Source organism: candidate division WOR-1 bacterium RIFOXYB2_FULL_36_35 (assembly GCA_001771505.1).
In the GTDB taxonomy this organism is placed as follows: domain Bacteria; phylum Margulisbacteria; class WOR-1; order XYC2-FULL-46-14; family XYC2-FULL-37-10; genus XYB2-FULL-36-35.
Genome location: MEUA01000065.1, coordinates 1 through 16,021, shown reverse-complemented (window position 1 = coordinate 16,021; position 16,021 = coordinate 1). Strand labels below are relative to the sequence as shown.

Here is a 16,021-nt window from a genome sequence, read left to right as displayed (position 1 = left end):
TGGTATTGTTCCTTTGGTGTTGGGATCATTATTTGTCACTTTTGGCGCTGTTATAATAACAGTTCCTTTGGGAATTGCATCTGCCGTATATGTCGCGGAAGTTGCCCCTCAAAAATTGCGCAATATTTTGAAAACTGGCATTGAGCTTTTGGCCGCTATACCAAGCATAGTGCTTGGCTTCATCGGAATTGTAACCCTTGCCCCGTTTTTAAAGACGATTTTCAATCTTCCAAGCGGCTTGACCGCATTAGCAGGGTCAATCATGCTTGCGTTTATGGCTATGCCGACAGTCGTTTCAATCATAGAAGATGCCATAACATCCGTTCCAAAAAGTTACAAGGAAGGCTCTCTTGCCCTTGGCGCTACGAGATGGCAGACAATTTACAAAGTAACCCTGCCTGCCGCATCTTCCGGGATTTTAGCGGCTATTATGCTTGGCATAGGGCGGGTAGTGGGAGAGACAATGGCTGTCCTTATGATTACAGGTAACGCGGCTATCCTCCCGACAAGCATACTTCAGCCAGTCCGGACTTTGACAGCCACAATTGCGGCGGAAATGGGTGAAGCTGTTTCAGGCGGATCGCATTATTATGCCCTTTTTGCGATAGGCATTATACTTTTTATAATAAGTTTTGCTATCAATTTAGTTGCTGATATTTTTTTGCATAAAAAACCAGGAAAGATTAAAAAGAAAAAATGAGAAATACCCAAAGAACTGAAAAAATAGCTTTTTCATTATTATTTCTGGCAACTTTGATTGTTGTGGCTCCCGTTGTTTTGATATTGCTTGTGATTATTGTTAATGGGATACAAGCCATTAGTCTTGAATTTATTTTTGGCATGCCAAGAGATGGGATGAGAGCCGGAGGGATTTTCCCTGCAATAGTCGGTACTGTTTATCTTATGCTGGGAACAGCTTTCTTTTCGATACCTTTTGGAATTATGGCCGCAATATACCTAAATGAATATGCGGAGAGAAACAAGCTTACCCGCGCGATTGAGCTTGCCATTGTAAATTTAGCCGGAGTCCCTTCAATTGTTTATGGCCTATTTGGCTTAAGCCTTTTTGTCAATTTCCTGGGATTTGGCGTTTCTCTTTTGGCAGGTTCGCTTACATTGTCGATTATGACTTTACCCGTAATTATTACGGCGACGCGCGAAGCGTTAAGCGCTGTGCCAAAGTCTTTTAGAGAAGCAAGCCTCTCTCTTGGAGCTTCAAAATGGCAGACTATACGGCATATCGTCTTGCCAAACGCGATTCCTGGCATTTTAACCGGTACAATTTTGGGATTGTCCCGGGCCGCAGGAGAAACAGCTCCAATATTATTTACCGTTGCTGCTTTTTACCTGCCAAGGCTTCCAGGCTCTGTTTATGACCAGGCAATGACACTTCCTTATCATATATATGTATTATCAACACAAGTTCCGAATGTCAGCCCAAAGATCCAATATGGGACAATACTTGTACTTGTCGGCATGATCTTTATCCTTAACATCATAGCTTCTGTTATACGCGCAAAATTTAGGAGCCGAAAAACGTGGTAAATTCTAAAATAAAAGTTGAAAATCTTAATATTTACTATTCTGACAAACAGGCTGTAAAAGACCTTAATATAGAGATTGTTAAAAATGAGATACTCGGCATTATCGGTCCTTCTAACAGTGGGAAAACCTCTTTTTTAAAAACATTGAATCGTTTAAATGATTTACAAGACGGGTTTAGATATGAAGGTAAAATATTTCTTGATGGAAAAGATGTTTATAAAGAAATAGATATCCAATTGTTGAGAAAAAGGGTAGGGATCGTTTTTGCGCTTCCGCTTCCGCTTCCTCTTTCAATTTTTGATAATATAGCGTATGGGCCTAAAATGCATGGAATGAAAAATAAAGCCAAACTTGTCCAAATAGTTGAAAAATCCTTAACAGCTGCGGCTCTTTTTGACGAAGTAAAAGATAGGCTGAATACATCGGCGTTTAAATTATCGGGAGGCCAACAGCAGAGGTTGTGTATTGCAAGGACTCTCGCAGTTGAGCCGGAAGTAATTCTATATGATGAACCGTGTTCTGGCTTGGATCCTATTTCAACAGCAAAAGTTGAGGATGCCATGCGCGCGCTTAAAAAAGATTATACGCAAATATTGGTTACCAATAATGTAAAACAGTCTGCCAGGGTGGCTGACAGAACCGCCTTTTTCTTAATGGGAGAGATGGTGGAAATTGGCGAAACAGCACAGGTTTTTACAACTCCAAGAAATAAGAGGACTGAAGATTATATAACTGGGAGGTTTGGATAGATTTATGGGAAACCGCGGCGGAAAGCCACAGATTTCTTTTGGAGAAATTATAATGTCATACATAATAGAAACAAATAATTTAAATTTGTATTACGGTGATTTTCAGGCAATAATAAATGTAAACTTGGAAGTTTCTAAAAATTCAATTACAGCTTTAATCGGTCCATCAGGTTGTGGAAAATCGACTCTTTTACGTATATTTAACAGAATGAATGACTTGATCGACGGCGTTAAAATTACAGGAAACGTCAAATTTGACGGCAAGGAAATTTTGGGTGAAGGAGTCGACCTTATAAACTTGAGAAAAAGGATAGGGATGGTTTTTCAACGGCCAAATCCTTTTCCCCTTTCTGTTTTTGAAAATGTTGTTTACGGTTTAAGGGTTCATGGCGAAAAACGAAAGGATGTTTTGGATGAAGCGGTATTTAAAAGCCTCTCTTCGGTTTTGCTTTATGACGACTTAAAAGATAAACTTTCAGTGAATGCTCTTACGCTTTCTCTTGAACAACAGCAGAGGCTTTGTATAGCAAGGCTTATAGCCGTAACTCCTGATGTTTTGCTTATGGATGAGCCTTGTTCTGCTCTTGATCCTGTATCTACAATGCGTATTGAAGAGCTTATGGCTGAGCTTAAAAAAGAGTATACTATTATAATAGTAACTCACAATATGCAGCAGGCAGCGAGGGTTTCTGATGAATGCGGGTTTATGCTTTTGGGTGAACTTGTTGAATTTTCCAATACAAAGCAGATATTTACTGCCCCAAGAGATAAAAGAACCGATGATTATATTACAGGACGTTATGGTTAATTTTAAAAGGGAGGAGTAAAAATGGATAACCCACGAGTTTTTGATCATGAGATGAACGAGTTAAAAGATACCATTTTAAAAATGGGGGTTATGGTTCAGGGCTTAATAAATAAGTCTATAGAATCTTTAAAAAAATTGGATCGTAATTTGGCGGAAGAAGTTATAAAAGATGATGAGAAAGTTGACCAGCTGGAGCTTGAAATAGATGAAAAATGTATTCAATTGGTTGCGCTTCGTCAGCCTGAAGCTTCTGATTTAAGATTTTTAATGACGGGCATGCGCATATCAAACGACCTTGAGAGAATAGGAGACCTTGCGGAAGATATCGCGGAAAGGACGGTTGAGTTATCAGGCCAACCGCTTTTAAAGCCTTTAATAGATATTCCTAAGATGGGAGAAATAGCGCAAGATGAGATAGCTTTAATACTTGATGCTTTTGTTAACCGTGATGCTGTAAAGGCCAAGCTGGTCTGGGATAAGGAGAAGCAAGTAGATAAACTTCGTGACATGGTTCACGATGAAATCGTTGGAATTATGAGCAAAGATGCTTCAACTGTTACCCGTGCTTTGCCATTGCTTTTGGTTTCAAGGCACCTTGAACGAATTTCTGATCATGCAACGAACATTGCGGAAGATATTGTGTTTATGGTGGAGGGGAAAGTTGTGAAGCATGGTGGTTCTATTTCTTGAAAAATTACTTGACATCTCTTTTTAAATATATATAATATATATGTATTTTATATATTAAAAGGAGGGGGTTTATGACAAATGAAGAATTGGACTTGTTTTTGGAAGGAAATTCGCAGATAGAATGGGCGCAGGATGATGAAGGTGTTTTTTATTTCAGGCATTCTGCCTTTGACGGTGAGCATGAAAAGGTAAAAGTTACGCCAAAAGCGTTTGCGAGTTTGACCCCCCAAAAACTGGAACATATTTTAACTGGAGGGAGAAATATTGATCATATTACCCGTGTTACGGGATATTTTTCTCGTGTTTCTGGCTGGAATAAAGGTAAAAGAGGGGAATTAGTTGAAAGGCAAAGAGTGGTGGTTTCTTAATCTATGAAACTTACTCGTACCGCTGATTATGCGATGAGACTCTTAATTTCTCTTGCTACAAATGAAGGGACGGGAACTGTAAAGGCTAAAGCAAAAGAGCTTGATGTTCCTGCTAATCATTTAGTGAAAGTTGTTCATTCGCTTTCAAAAGTGGGGCTTTTATTGACTAAAAAAGGAAAAGGAGGAGGATTTAAGCTTGCTTTTCCTCCTTCTAAAATTAGAGTATCAGAAGTTATAGAGGCAACAGAAGGGCCTCTTATTGTGAGTGATTGCCTCTTTCATCCTAAAGGATGCGGACGAAGTAAATCTTGTCCATTTAGAAAGTTTCTTCTGACGTTTAGAGCTGATATGCAGAAGACTCTGTATAAGAAGACAATTTCTGATTTTATTGCTTAACCCCGATCGCCACACCAAATTTTGGTGGGGTGAATTTATTTCGCAAAGATCCTAGATAGTGTCAAGAATGTTGTGTAAATTCTATTTATGTCATTCCTGCGGAAGCAGGAATCTATGTTTTACTAGAGAAATGGATTCTGACTTTCGTCAGAATGACAATTTACACAACTATTTATACACCATCAGATCCTAAAGTTAATTGACAACCGATTATTGCATTGTTATCATAATGTAGCCTGCTGTTTATGTGGGTTCTGTGGATGTAATTCTTGAGCCAATTTTTATATCTTGGGAGCTTACCTTGTGTTTTGACAGCATTAGCATCGTGAGATTTGACCCACCTTTATAAGTGGGGACAAGATTTTCTACTTATTTTTTTATTTGGAGAAAAATAATGACAGTAACAGTAATAGTCGGTACTCAATGGGGCGATGAAGGTAAAGGTAAAATTACAGATATTTTAGCTTCTGATATGGATATGGTGGTCAGATACCAGGGAGGGAATAATGCCGGTCATACTGTTGTCATAGGGGACAAGACCTTTAAACTTCATTTAATCCCTTCAGGCATTTTTTATGACAAAGTTTTGTGTGTTATCGGAAATGGAGTTGTTATTGACCCGTCTGTTATTTTAGATGAAATAGGGTCTTTACAGAATAAAGGATATACAGCTGCTTCTTTAAGAATTTCTTCTCAGGCCCATGTTATATTCCCTTATCACAAAGATTTAGATGCGGCACAAGAAGAAAAACGTGAAGCGGGTCGAATAGGAACAACTTGCAGAGGGATTGGACCATGTTATATTGATAAATACAATAGAAGAGGGATTAGAATTTCTGACCTTTATGATAAAAAGATTTTCAGAGAAAAGCTAGAATGGAACATAAATGAAAAAAGTTTTTTGTTGAATCAATTTTATGGTATGGAAGTTAAATACGACATAGATTCCTTGTTTGAACAATTTTTAACATATGCTGATGCTATAAAAAAATATGTGGTTTCCGATTCTTCATATTTAATAAATGAATATATTGCTACTAAAAAAAGAATTTTAATGGAGGGGGCGCAGGGGATGATGTTAGATGTTGATCACGGGACATATCCTTTTGTAACTTCTTCAAATCCTATATCTGGCGGAGCGTGTACCGGCGCCGGTATTGCGCCTAATTCAATAGATGAAATCTTGGGAGTTGTTAAAGCTTATGTTACTAGAGTTGGGGGTGGGCCTTTCCCTACGGAAATTGAGGGGGGAATAGGAGAGATGCTTCGTGAACGAGGGCATGAGTATGGGGCAACAACCGGCCGCCCAAGGCGTTGTGGCTGGTTTGATGGGGTTGTTATGCGCCATGCCGCGCAAATTAATGGCTTGACCAGTTTGGTAGTTACAAAACTTGATGTTTTGGATTCTTTTGAGTCAATAAAAGTTTGTACGGCTTATAGGTACAAAGGAAAGGAAATTAAGGGATTTCCTTCTGATATTTATAAGTTGAATGAGTGTGAGCCTGTTTATGAAGAAATTTTGGGGTGGAGGGAAGATCTTAGTAAAATTAAAAAATATGAGGAGCTACCTCTTAATGCAAAAAGATACCTTGAAAAACTCTCAGAATTGGCAGCTGCCCCTATATCTATGGTCAGCGTGGGAGCGGAGAGAACGCAAATTATTAGGTTGTAACTTTTATTTTTTATGAAAGAAAAAACAATTATATTGCTCTCTGGCGGCTTGGATTCTACAACAACTTTATATTATGCCAAACAAAAAGGATATGATTGCCACGCTTTAATATTTAATTATGGACAAAGACATGCAAAAGAGATTAAAGCAGCGGTTGAAATTGCTAATTTGGTTCAGGTTCCTTATCAAATTTTAAAAATTGATTTTCCCTGGAAAGGGAGCGCTTTAACAGATTCAAAAATCAAGGTGCCTTCTTTCAAAACTTTTCATAAGAATATAAAAAGCATCCCTGTAACCTATGTGCCAGGGAGAAATACTATTTTTTTAAGTTTTGCTTTATCATATGCTGAAGCGATTAAAGCAAGGTTTATTTTTATAGGAGCAAATGCAATTGATTATTCAGGTTATCCCGATTGCAGACCTGGGTTTTTTAAAGCTTTTCGGAATCTGATTAAAAAGGGAGCCAGAAATAAAGAGATACAGATTAAAACCCCTCTTATAAAAAAAACAAAACCCCAGATATTGAAAATGGCGCTTAAGCTTGGTGTCCCCGTGGATAAAACCTGGTCATGTTACAAAGGCGGGAAAAAAGCTTGCGGGGCGTGCGACAGTTGTTTGTTGCGTAATAAGGCGTTTAACTCCGATTATCATAATCGGGGTTAATGTGTTGGCTTGATTTTTTAGATAGATCTTTTTTGTTGCGATAGTTTTATTTGTTTTTATCTGCTAGAATTTTATCATGGTTTCTTTTTGTACCTTGTCCATATTTTTTACGGGTATCGCAAGCGTGGTTTTAAGTTTTGTTGTTTTGTTGTATGGCAAAGACAAAATTCCAAACAGATACCTTGCCCTTTGTACGTTTGCTATCGGTGTATGGTGTATAGGGCAATTTTTTGGAGCCATTAATTCAAATAAGGATAATGTCCTTTTTTGGACCAGAGTGAATATCGGCGGAGCAATATTTATACCTGTTTTTTACCTTTCTTTTATTTATTCGTTTACCGGTGAGATTAAGGCAAAACGCAAAATAGTCATTACCTTTTTTGCAATTGCTTTTTTGTTTCTTCTTTCAGATTTTACGCGATTTTTTATCGCAGATGTGGGGCCAAGATTTGATTATCCTTTTTATCTGCTGCCAGGCCCTTTTTATTATTTATTTCCTGTATACCTTATTTTTGCCATAAGCCTTGCATTTTCAAACTTAAAGGAATTTGTAAAGAGATCTTCAGGTAACAGAAGGAACCAGACGAAATATCTTTTTTGGGCCTCTGTGCTTGGTTTTGGAGGAGGGATTACAGCTTTTTTCCCTGCGTTTAATATTCCTTTGCCGAGTCTTGCTCACTATTTTGTTCCTTTATATGTGGCTATTACGGTTTATGCCATTTTAAAGCACAATCTTCTTGATATACGAATTCTTGTGAGGACAGGACTTACTTATTCTGTCATGACCCTTTTATTTTCCGGTTTTTATATTTTACTTTTAATAATGTTTTCAAAGTTTTTTCAGGAAATTACGGGATGGAATTCTATCTATGTGACGGCAGTTCTTGTTTTTGTTTTTATCTCTTTATTTGAGCCAATACGCAGAATAGTGCAAAATGCTTTAGACAGGCTTTTTTTTCACCAGAAATATGAATATGCAAGGACAATTAAAGATCTTTCCGATGCTGCAGTTTCTATTTTTAATAAAGAGGAGTTATTAAATAAAGTTACTGAGACTATAAAAAGCACCATGAAGGTATCTTCTGTGGAAATTTCAAGCAAAGATGAAGAAATTTCCGGATTTGATTTGAGCCTTCCAATGAAAGCAAACGGAAGAATTGTGGGAAGATTAAATCTAGGGCATAAAATGTCAGGAGAGATGTTTTCCAAAGAAGATATTGATCTTCTTTCGACTCTTGCGAACCAGGTAGCTATTTCAATTGAAAATTCAAATTTGCACCAGCAAATTTTGCATAGCGACAAGCTGGCAGCTCTTGGGACAATGGCTGCGGGATTGGCGCATGAAATAAAAAATCCTTTGGCTTCTATGAAAGGGATGACTCAGGTGTTGCCGGAGAACATTTTGGATAAAGAATTTATTGATAAATATTTGGATATTATTCCAAGGCAGATAGACAGAATTAATTCTATTGTTGAAAAACTTATGAAGGTTGCAAAATCAAAAGATATATCAAAGGAAGATGTTGATTTGAAGGATGTTTTATCTGAAATAATAAAGCTTGTGGAAAACAATTGTGAAAAGAGAAATATTTTATTGCATTTGGATGTTTGCAGTCTAATAGTCGAAGGGAATAGGGAACAGTTAATGCAGGCATTTATGAATTTGGTGCTAAATGCTCTGGATGCAATGCAATATGGAGGAGATCTTTTTATAAAGACGAAGTTTGAGGGGGAAAAGGGATTAATTGTTGTTTCTGATACTGGTGAGGGGATATCGAAAGAGAATTTAGGAAAAATTTTCGATCCTTTTTTTACTACCAAGGAGAATGGAACCGGCATGGGACTTGCCATTTTTTATCGTATAATTACCGAACATAATGGCATAGTCAAGGTTGAGTCTGAGAAGGGAAAGGGGACAACATTTAAAATATGGCTTTATATAAAACAAAAGGGATAGTATTAAAAACACGCCCTTTTGAGGAAACTGCAAAAATTGTAACTTTTTTTACAAAAGACTTTGGGAAGATTAATGCAATAGCAAAAGGAGCCAAAAGGCCAAATTCAAAGTTTGGCGGAAGGCTTGAACCTCTTACGTTGTTAGACCTCTCTGTTGCTAAAGGAAGGAATCTTGATATTTTAAGTCAGAGTGAGACTATTCAAAATTATCAGGAAGTTAGAAACAGCCATGATAAGTTAATGCTAGCTTTTTATTTTGTTAAAATAATATTAAAAGCTTCTGATGAATATCAGCCAAACCCGAATCTTTTTAAATTGCTTTTTTATTCTCTTGAAAAACTGAGGTTGAGCGAAAACATAGGCGGCTTAGACACATATTTTGAAGTCAATTTTTTAAGGGTTGAAGGTCTCTTCCGTCCGCAAGTCCAACCTGATATACTGATAGGTGAACATTTAGGAGAAGATATAAGGTTATGGAAAAGATAACTTCCGAAAAAAATTCTTCGCGGTTTAGCGCGGTCTTTTCAAATGTCGGATTTTTGTTGCTTTGGCTTGGGCAGCTTACTTCTCAACTTGCTGACAGGATCTTTGTGTATGTTCTAATGATAATAGCTTATCAATTAACCCACTCGAATCTTGGGGTTTCACTTCCTCTCTTAGCCTTTGGGATACCATCTGTTATTGTATCTCCGTGGGCTGGAGTTTTTGTCGACAAATTAGATAGAAAATGGATAATGGTATTAACTGATATAATGAGAGGTTTGTTAATTCTTCTTATTATACCCTTACTTACCAAATCTATAGCTTTAATTTTTTTGGCTACTTTACTTATTTATAGCGCCGCGCAATTTTTCGCTCCGGCTGAAACAGCCTCTATTCCTGAGCTTGTTGAGAGAAAACATCTGATAATTGCGAATTCTCTTTTTATGTTGACTTGGATGGCTTCTTCTGTGGTTGGTTTTGGTTTGGGCGCGCCGATGGTAAACTTACTGGCTGAAAAGGGGACACTTGTTGCTGCTTCTGTCTGTTATTTTATTTCTGCTGTCTCCATAATACTGATTCCTTTAAAAGAGAGAAAGGCTCCTAAAATTGAAAAACACGTTTTTGAAGATTTAAAGTTTGTTTTTGAGTTTATTAAGAGAAATGTTGTGATTAGGTATTCGTTATATAAGCTTTTTGTTGCCGCAATGGCGATTTCTACTCTTTCTGTTCTTTCTATATCTTATGCGACAGATATTTTAAAAATAGGGGAGAGGAATTTTGGTTATTTGATTATTGCGGTGGGGGTGGGGATGGGGATTGGTATGTGGTCTCTTTCGTATCTTTCTGAATGGATTAAAAAAGGGACAATAGTTGTTGCAAGTTTCCTGGTCTCTGGAGCTGCTCTTATTTTGCTTTCAAGAACGTATGATTTATTATTTGCATTGTTTTTGATAGTTATTCTTGGTTTAACAAATATTTATATAACATCATCTATTCAAACTATTTTACAGCACAATATTCCTCGCCAAATTAGAGGGAGAGTTTTTGGCGTACAAAATATGCTTATTAATTCCGCTTTTACGCTCCCTGTTATATTTTTTGGTATGATTGCAGATCTTTTTGGAATTTTATTCGCGATGGAATTGCTTGGTATTGTTGTTTTGCTCATGGGGGTGGCCGGCCTCTTTTTGCCTAAGTTTAAGACTATATAACAAAAAAGCCCGAACAGGCTCGGGCTCTTTTATTCTTCAAACTAACGGGCTAATATTTTCTACATATATATCGTGCAATTTTATTTGAAATTTCACGATAAAACTACTGTAAATGGCACAAGTAAGTTTTAATAAAATAACATCTGTTGTCGCGTCTCGTATAGGTCGGGTTTTAACTGGAGACATTCACACCAGAAATCCTAAAACTCAGAGGGTTTTATTCTCCAGAGTTATAGCGCCTGTACTGGCGGGAGAGATAACTTTATCTCCCGTAAAAAATCTAGCTGTTGATATTTTTACAAAGGCAAGAAGAACCAGATTTTTTATTTTGGTAGCTGACGAGATTTGTTATCGTTTTAACAGGGAGGCAATGAGCTTTGGTTCTTTTTCGGGATCAAAAAAAAGAGAATTTGTTGAAGCCGCGAAATTTATTAGACGGTTAGAGCATGTAGAAGCTTTTTTATGTGGAGATGATGATTTAGATGTTGATAGAAATCTTATGGCAGTCTTGCAGCATGAGAAAGAACCTCCTGAATCTCAGGATAAAAAAATAACTTTACATGAACAAGCTATTTTAGATTTTAACTCTGTAACAGCTAAAAGAAGAAGAATGCTTCTTGCTGATTTTTCTTTAATAGGAGATCGATTAGACAAAACAGTTAATGCATTAGCAGTTGCAGAGAAAAAAGCAGAGGCATTATTATTGACCGAGAGGTATTTTGATTTGGTGTTAAAAACAGGAAGAAGAACTTTAATAATTAAAGCTGCGAAAGGTTTTGCCTCTTTGGGGGATAAAGATAGGGCTATTGCAATAATTCAAAGCTATGGAACAAAAGAGGCAACCATGAAAAGATTTTTTGATTTTATTGAAATCGCAAAGGTTGCCGTTAATTGTAAAAAAACTGAAACTGCGATAGCAATAACAGAAGCAGGCTTGCCGTTTTTTATTTCCTCTAGACCGAGCGGATGTTTTCCTTATGTTATAGGGAAGATAGCTTATCTTGGGAATATTAAGAAAGCTCTGGAATATGCTTCTTTGATAAGAAATCATGGAGAAATAGCTTATCTATTTTCGGAAATCTCGGGGGCCTATGTTTTACAGGGAGAAACAGAAAAGGCAAAAGAGATTATTGAAAGGGCATACAAAGCTGCAATGAAGCTTCATAATATTGATAGCGTTGTTAGAGTTTTAATTTCTATTGCTGGACATTATTTTAATATGGGCGATGAGAATAAAGCAAAAGAAATTATAGGTGATTGTATTCGTAGAATTATTCTGGAAGATCCTTCAACTTGTTGGAAAATTGATTTATTCTCAAGAGTTGGAGAGGGTGCTGTTGATTTTGGCATGAATGATATCTCCTTTGCCGTGGCTGAAGCGGCTTTTGCGAGTGCAAAATATTTCGAAGATCTATTAAATGTTGCTAAACTTTCTGAAAAACTGGGGGTATTTGATGTAGCTTACAGAAGTTTAGAGGCGGGCTATAACCTTTTGATTAGAGAAGATGATTTTTTTAAAATGATACGATATCTAAAAATAGCCGAAGGATTAATTCAAATTGATCCGCAGATAGCGTCAGAAAGAAGAATTCAATTGGTTCGGTTAAAAGCAGAAGAAAAATTTATTTTGGATTTAAACAGCCCGAGCGAAGAAATAAGACAATGTGCTATCAAGGGCTATCAAGATATAAGAACACAAGACCCTCGTATAAAAGGGCCGCTTGCAAAGATGGTTTTTGAAACCCATTCATGGAAAGATGCTCTTAATATCCTTACAAATGTTGGCCGAGATTTTGTTGATAGCGCTCTTTTTGAATTTTTAAAAGTAAGAAGCGATATAGTTTCTGATGGGCGTTTATTTCAGCTCCGATCAGATTCCAGCGTGCGATGGTTACCCAATACTTATCCAGAACTTGAAAAAATTAAAGAAGGGCGGCTGGAAAGGGCGAAATCAGATGTATCCGCGTATGAAAGGGTTTTTCATAATGATTATTTTACTTTTGCGGAACAAGATTCTATCTATTGTTGCTGGGGAGAAAAAAGAGATCTTTCAGAGCAGGAGGCGATGGCTCATTCTGCTGCGGAGTATTATTTAAAAGAGAGAGCAAGGGATATGTTATTTAATGAGAATCTTTGTCTTCATGAAGAGCCAACCTCCCTGGCTGTTTTAGAAATGGTTTTAAGAAATCCCTGGGCCTTAGAATTTTTGGGATCATTAACTCTTGAAAAACTTGATGAAGAAAAAATTAGTGCCATAGCTCGTTTTTTAGGACTTAATGATGATCAAGAAGAAAAATTTCTTAAAGTATACCGCGAAGAACGGGAAGCTAAAGGAGAAGCATTTACAACTCTTTTTAATATGTCGCGCGCTTTTTCTTCTTCGGCACGGATTGCTTTTCCTCGCGCTTTTGAAACAATATATGATTTGATGCAAATTTCAGAGAAAGCAAAACTAAAAGTGCCAGGATTGATCGATCAGGCGATTAAAGCGATTCCAGAAAAAAAAGATTTAGCTCATATTACCGCCAAATACAGAGCAATACCTTTAGATGTAATCTGTTTTGCTATCTGTTATGTTAATGGAATGTCATTTGACAGTATTTTAAGCAATTTTAATACCGTCTTTTCCGCAAAAAACATTAAAGATAGTAGAAATAATAAGTTATCAATCAGGAATGCCCTTGTAAAGATCTATCTTTCGGAATCTAAGTTAAACATTGCGGCTGTTATCGATCTTTTGCTACTTGTTGAAAATGGGTTCGGAAAATCAGATCAGAAGGCTTTTGTAGAAGCATTAAGGTATATAGAAAGCTTGGGGGTATTTGGTGATTTGATAGCTACAGTTGAAGAGACTGTCAGTCAGGGATAAATAAAAGGAGTATATATTATGCCGGGTTTTGGAATGAATTTGAACTCGAGCTTAAGATTAAGCTTAAGCTTAAGACTGGAACTTACACTTCCTCAACAAGAAGTTTTTGATCATGCAGAAGCCGCAAAAAAAAGGCTTGAAATTCCTTATACAGATGTTAGGGCCTCAAACACCATTTCTGTCTATAAAGAACGTTTGGCCGCGCGCATGAATGATGTGGGATCGACTTTGCTTGGCATTCCGATTTCGGAGGAAATGTTTACTAGACCCAATTTTATGGAATTAATTAGAATTTTTTTAACTCTTCAGGCCGCATGGAGAGAGTCAAACGATAAAGGGATAGAATTGTTAAAGTTGGGATTTAAACATTATTTAGAGCAAGGTAATATTAAAAGCTTAAAATATGGAGGAACAAAAGAGACTTTAGCGCAGCAAAAAATGGCAAAGGTTTTAATTGAGGAGCGAATGCCTGGTTGTGCAGAAGTATATTTAGCAGCCTGGAAGTCAGATATTGAAATGCCTTCATTTTGGACAACTGACACCCTGTATGATTGGCTTTCTATGGGGAAAGTTTGCGGAGGGTCTTGTCAAAGTTTTGATGGAAGCCCTTATTGGAATAAATCTTTAGGCGGCCCTGTTTTTGCTTTGGATAAACTTGCGTTTGTGGGTGAAAACAAAACAAAAAGATGTAGAACCCTGCTTGTTCCTACTGGTGTTAAAGTAAATGGCAGGCTAGGATGGGACGTTGTTGTTCCATCGGTTTATACCGCTGCGGCAAGCCAAAATGATATAGCAAAAATTATAGAGGGGGCGCTTTATGCTGCCGGAATTTATGGCTGCAGACATGTAATATTTCTTGATGATTGTTTTGCTAGATTTTTAGGGATTGATTTAGAAAAGATTTACGAAGAAATAAAAGACAGGCACATAGTTGTCGAAATAAAAAACAATGCAGGTGAAGTTGTAAGGAGAGAAAAGATTATTCCCCGAGAAGTTACTGATAAGGATTGTCTTGTTTATGCGATGAAAGGGCCTAATCGGTATAAATATTGGGATAACTCAGGTGGTATTATTGATTTTAAGGATGCAAGAAAAAGTAGAATAAATGGCGTTGAAGTTTCTGTAAAAAAATTATCGGCTCGCGGAAAGGTGATAAAATTTGACAGGGAAGTTGCAAGCGATTGATAAGTGTTTTCTGGCCTGATCTGGAGATTGATTTATCTACTGAGATTTTAATAACCTCGGATAAATATCCTTTAACATATAAATAATTTTCTGCCGCGTGATAATTCTATTTGGTTTTAAAAAACGTGTTATAATTCATAAATAATGCGAACCTTAGGAATCGATCCAGGCACAGCGACGCTGGGATTTGGTTTTGTTGAAGAAACAAAAAATGGATCAGCTGAGCTTGTCCATTACGGATGCATAAAGACTTCAAAGATGTTTTCGGCTCACGAACGATTATTTAAAATCCATTCTGAACTTCAGGCTTTGATTAAAGAATTTGAGCCTGATTATGTTGCGGTTGAAAAGCTCTTTTTTTGCAGCAATAGTAAAACAGCCATTTCTGTGGGAGAGGCGAGAGGTGTTGTTTTGCTTTCTGCAGCGCAAGCAGGTCTTTATATTGCGGAGTATACCCCTCTTCAAGTAAAATTAGCAGTTACAGGGTATGGTAAAGCTGATAAACGCCAGGTGGGACTTATGATGATGAGGTTATTAAAGTTAAAAGAGATGCCAAAACCAGATGATGTTACCGACGCGTTGGCTGTCGCTGTTTGTCATTTGCATTCAAGAAAATTAGCGGAAAAGAATGGATAATTTAGATTAAGCGGGTGTTTTATGATTTCTCATATTTCCGGCATATTGGAACAGGTGGAAAACAATCTTATAATTATTGATGTTAACGGGATAGGGTATAAAATCTTTGTTCCGATATCACTTTTAAATTCTATCGGAACTTCCGGCGACAAGGTTAAGATTTTTACTACGCTGCTTGTCAGAGAAGACTCAATCTCTCTTTACGGGTTTAAAACCAAAGAAGAGAAAAATCTTTTTAATTCTTTACTTAATGTCAGCGGTATCGGGCCTAAGAGCGCTTTGGGGCTTATTTCTGCTTTATCTGTGAATAAACTTGTTTCTGCCATAGCAAGTGGCGATGTAGATGTTTTATCCTCGGTTTCTGGCGTGGGGAAGAAGACTGCTCAGAGGATAGTTGTTGAGCTAAAGGACAAAATGGGGAAGACCTATGGAATTAAGCCGTCAGAGCTGGCTGTTGGGGTTCCAGGGGAGAGTAGTTTGATATCTGATGCTATTTCAGCTCTTATGACATTGGGGTATTTACCAAAAGAGGCTAGGGATCTTCTTTTAAAACGGGATTTATCCGGCGCTAACAATATTGAGGATGTTATAAAAATCGCCCTTAAAAATTCAGCTTAACTCCGATTGTTCCCCCGATTATCCTAATCGGGGTTAATTTATTTAATTATACTGAATTATGGAGAAATCAACTTGCAAACATTAGCTAAAACAATTCGATTGAAGAGTGGGTATTGGTTGAAAAATGTCAATTTATTTGAAACACCTGCTGATTTTATAAAAGAATCAGGCT

General features: G+C 37.1%; 16 protein-coding genes. All 16 read left to right on the top strand.

What is annotated here, in order from left to right; all coding sequences use genetic code 11:
* Nucleotides 1-16: 16 nt before the first annotated feature.
* The 16 genes from A2290_06645 to A2290_06570 all read left to right on the top strand — a co-directional run bounded on the left by A2290_06645 (nt 17) and on the right by A2290_06570 (nt 15,849).
* The gene (locus A2290_06645) at nt 17-700 is read left to right on the top strand and encodes a phosphate ABC transporter permease subunit PstC (protein ID OGC12846.1); all 684 of its coding nucleotides are present in this window, start codon (nt 17-19) and stop codon (nt 698-700) included.
* Nucleotides 697-1,545, top strand: coding sequence for a phosphate ABC transporter, permease protein PstA (locus A2290_06640; GenBank protein ID OGC12845.1), 849 nt, complete (start codon nt 697-699; stop codon nt 1,543-1,545). Before A2290_06645 ends, A2290_06640 begins: the two co-directional genes overlap by 4 nt.
* Nucleotides 1,539-2,294, top strand: coding sequence for a phosphate ABC transporter ATP-binding protein (locus tag A2290_06635; protein OGC12844.1), 756 nt, complete (start codon nt 1,539-1,541; stop codon nt 2,292-2,294). Before A2290_06640 ends, A2290_06635 begins: the two co-directional genes overlap by 7 nt.
* A 52-nt stretch (nt 2,295-2,346) precedes the next feature.
* The gene (locus tag A2290_06630; GenBank protein ID OGC12847.1) at nt 2,347-3,102 is read left to right on the top strand and encodes a phosphate ABC transporter ATP-binding protein; all 756 of its coding nucleotides are present in this window, start codon (nt 2,347-2,349) and stop codon (nt 3,100-3,102) included.
* A gap of 21 nt (nt 3,103-3,123) precedes the next feature.
* Nucleotides 3,124-3,792 (top strand): phosphate transport system regulatory protein PhoU, encoded by a 669-nt coding sequence (locus A2290_06625; GenBank protein ID OGC12843.1) that lies wholly within the window; start codon nt 3,124-3,126, stop codon nt 3,790-3,792.
* Nucleotides 3,793-3,863: 71 nt separating this feature from the next.
* Nucleotides 3,864-4,160: a hypothetical protein gene (locus tag A2290_06620; GenBank protein OGC12842.1), complete on the top strand. Its 297-nt coding sequence runs from the start codon at nt 3,864-3,866 to the stop codon at nt 4,158-4,160.
* A 3-nt stretch (nt 4,161-4,163) separates the two neighbouring features.
* A complete protein-coding gene (locus tag A2290_06615; GenBank protein ID OGC12841.1) occupies nt 4,164-4,556 on the top strand; it encodes a hypothetical protein in 393 nt (130 codons plus the stop codon).
* A 394-nt stretch (nt 4,557-4,950) separates the two neighbouring features.
* A complete protein-coding gene (locus A2290_06610; protein OGC12840.1) occupies nt 4,951-6,228 on the top strand; it encodes an adenylosuccinate synthase in 1,278 nt (425 codons plus the stop codon).
* A 12-nt stretch (nt 6,229-6,240) separates the two neighbouring features.
* Complete coding sequence (locus tag A2290_06605; protein OGC12839.1) at nt 6,241-6,891, top strand: 7-cyano-7-deazaguanine synthase QueC; 651 nt, start codon at nt 6,241-6,243, stop codon at nt 6,889-6,891.
* A gap of 124 nt (nt 6,892-7,015) precedes the next feature.
* Complete coding sequence (locus A2290_06600) at nt 7,016-8,848, top strand: hypothetical protein (GenBank protein OGC12838.1); 1,833 nt, start codon at nt 7,016-7,018, stop codon at nt 8,846-8,848.
* Nucleotides 8,821-9,333: a DNA repair protein RecO gene (locus A2290_06595; GenBank protein ID OGC12837.1), complete on the top strand. Its 513-nt coding sequence runs from the start codon at nt 8,821-8,823 to the stop codon at nt 9,331-9,333. Before A2290_06600 ends, A2290_06595 begins: the two co-directional genes overlap by 28 nt.
* A complete protein-coding gene (locus A2290_06590; GenBank protein ID OGC12836.1) occupies nt 9,321-10,541 on the top strand; it encodes a hypothetical protein in 1,221 nt (406 codons plus the stop codon). Before A2290_06595 ends, A2290_06590 begins: the two co-directional genes overlap by 13 nt.
* A gap of 112 nt (nt 10,542-10,653) precedes the next feature.
* Nucleotides 10,654-13,410, top strand: a complete 2,757-nt coding sequence (locus tag A2290_06585) for a hypothetical protein (GenBank protein ID OGC12835.1) — start codon at nt 10,654-10,656, stop codon at nt 13,408-13,410.
* Between the two features lie 18 nt (nt 13,411-13,428).
* Nucleotides 13,429-14,595, top strand: coding sequence for a hypothetical protein (locus tag A2290_06580; protein OGC12834.1), 1,167 nt, complete (start codon nt 13,429-13,431; stop codon nt 14,593-14,595).
* 144 nt (nt 14,596-14,739) lie between these two features.
* Nucleotides 14,740-15,231: a crossover junction endodeoxyribonuclease RuvC gene (locus tag A2290_06575; GenBank protein OGC12833.1), complete on the top strand. Its 492-nt coding sequence runs from the start codon at nt 14,740-14,742 to the stop codon at nt 15,229-15,231.
* A gap of 21 nt (nt 15,232-15,252) precedes the next feature.
* Entirely contained in the window at nt 15,253-15,849 is a 597-nt protein-coding gene (locus A2290_06570) for a Holliday junction DNA helicase RuvA (GenBank protein OGC12832.1), read from the top strand.
* Nucleotides 15,850-16,021 lie beyond the last annotated feature (172 nt).

What these genes read in the sequence shown, in the direction of transcription:
- A2290_06625 (OGC12843.1), top strand. Translation starts at nt 3,124, where the DNA reads ATGGATAACCCACGAGTTTTTGATCATGAGATGAACGAGTTAAAAGAT.
- A2290_06575 (OGC12833.1), top strand. Translation starts at nt 14,740, where the DNA reads ATGCGAACCTTAGGAATCGATCCAGGCACAGCGACGCTGGGATTTGGT.
- A2290_06580 (OGC12834.1), top strand. Translation starts at nt 13,429, where the DNA reads ATGCCGGGTTTTGGAATGAATTTGAACTCGAGCTTAAGATTAAGCTTA.
- A2290_06595 (OGC12837.1), top strand. Translation starts at nt 8,821, where the DNA reads ATGGCTTTATATAAAACAAAAGGGATAGTATTAAAAACACGCCCTTTT.
- A2290_06570 (OGC12832.1), top strand. Translation starts at nt 15,253, where the DNA reads ATGATTTCTCATATTTCCGGCATATTGGAACAGGTGGAAAACAATCTT.
- A2290_06610 (OGC12840.1), top strand. Translation starts at nt 4,951, where the DNA reads ATGACAGTAACAGTAATAGTCGGTACTCAATGGGGCGATGAAGGTAAA.
- A2290_06590 (OGC12836.1), top strand. Translation starts at nt 9,321, where the DNA reads ATGGAAAAGATAACTTCCGAAAAAAATTCTTCGCGGTTTAGCGCGGTC.
- A2290_06620 (OGC12842.1), top strand. Translation starts at nt 3,864, where the DNA reads ATGACAAATGAAGAATTGGACTTGTTTTTGGAAGGAAATTCGCAGATA.
- A2290_06630 (OGC12847.1), top strand. Translation starts at nt 2,347, where the DNA reads ATGTCATACATAATAGAAACAAATAATTTAAATTTGTATTACGGTGAT.
- A2290_06605 (OGC12839.1), top strand. Translation starts at nt 6,241, where the DNA reads ATGAAAGAAAAAACAATTATATTGCTCTCTGGCGGCTTGGATTCTACA.
- A2290_06640 (OGC12845.1), top strand. Translation starts at nt 697, where the DNA reads ATGAGAAATACCCAAAGAACTGAAAAAATAGCTTTTTCATTATTATTT.
- A2290_06585 (OGC12835.1), top strand. Translation starts at nt 10,654, where the DNA reads ATGGCACAAGTAAGTTTTAATAAAATAACATCTGTTGTCGCGTCTCGT.
- A2290_06615 (OGC12841.1), top strand. Translation starts at nt 4,164, where the DNA reads ATGAAACTTACTCGTACCGCTGATTATGCGATGAGACTCTTAATTTCT.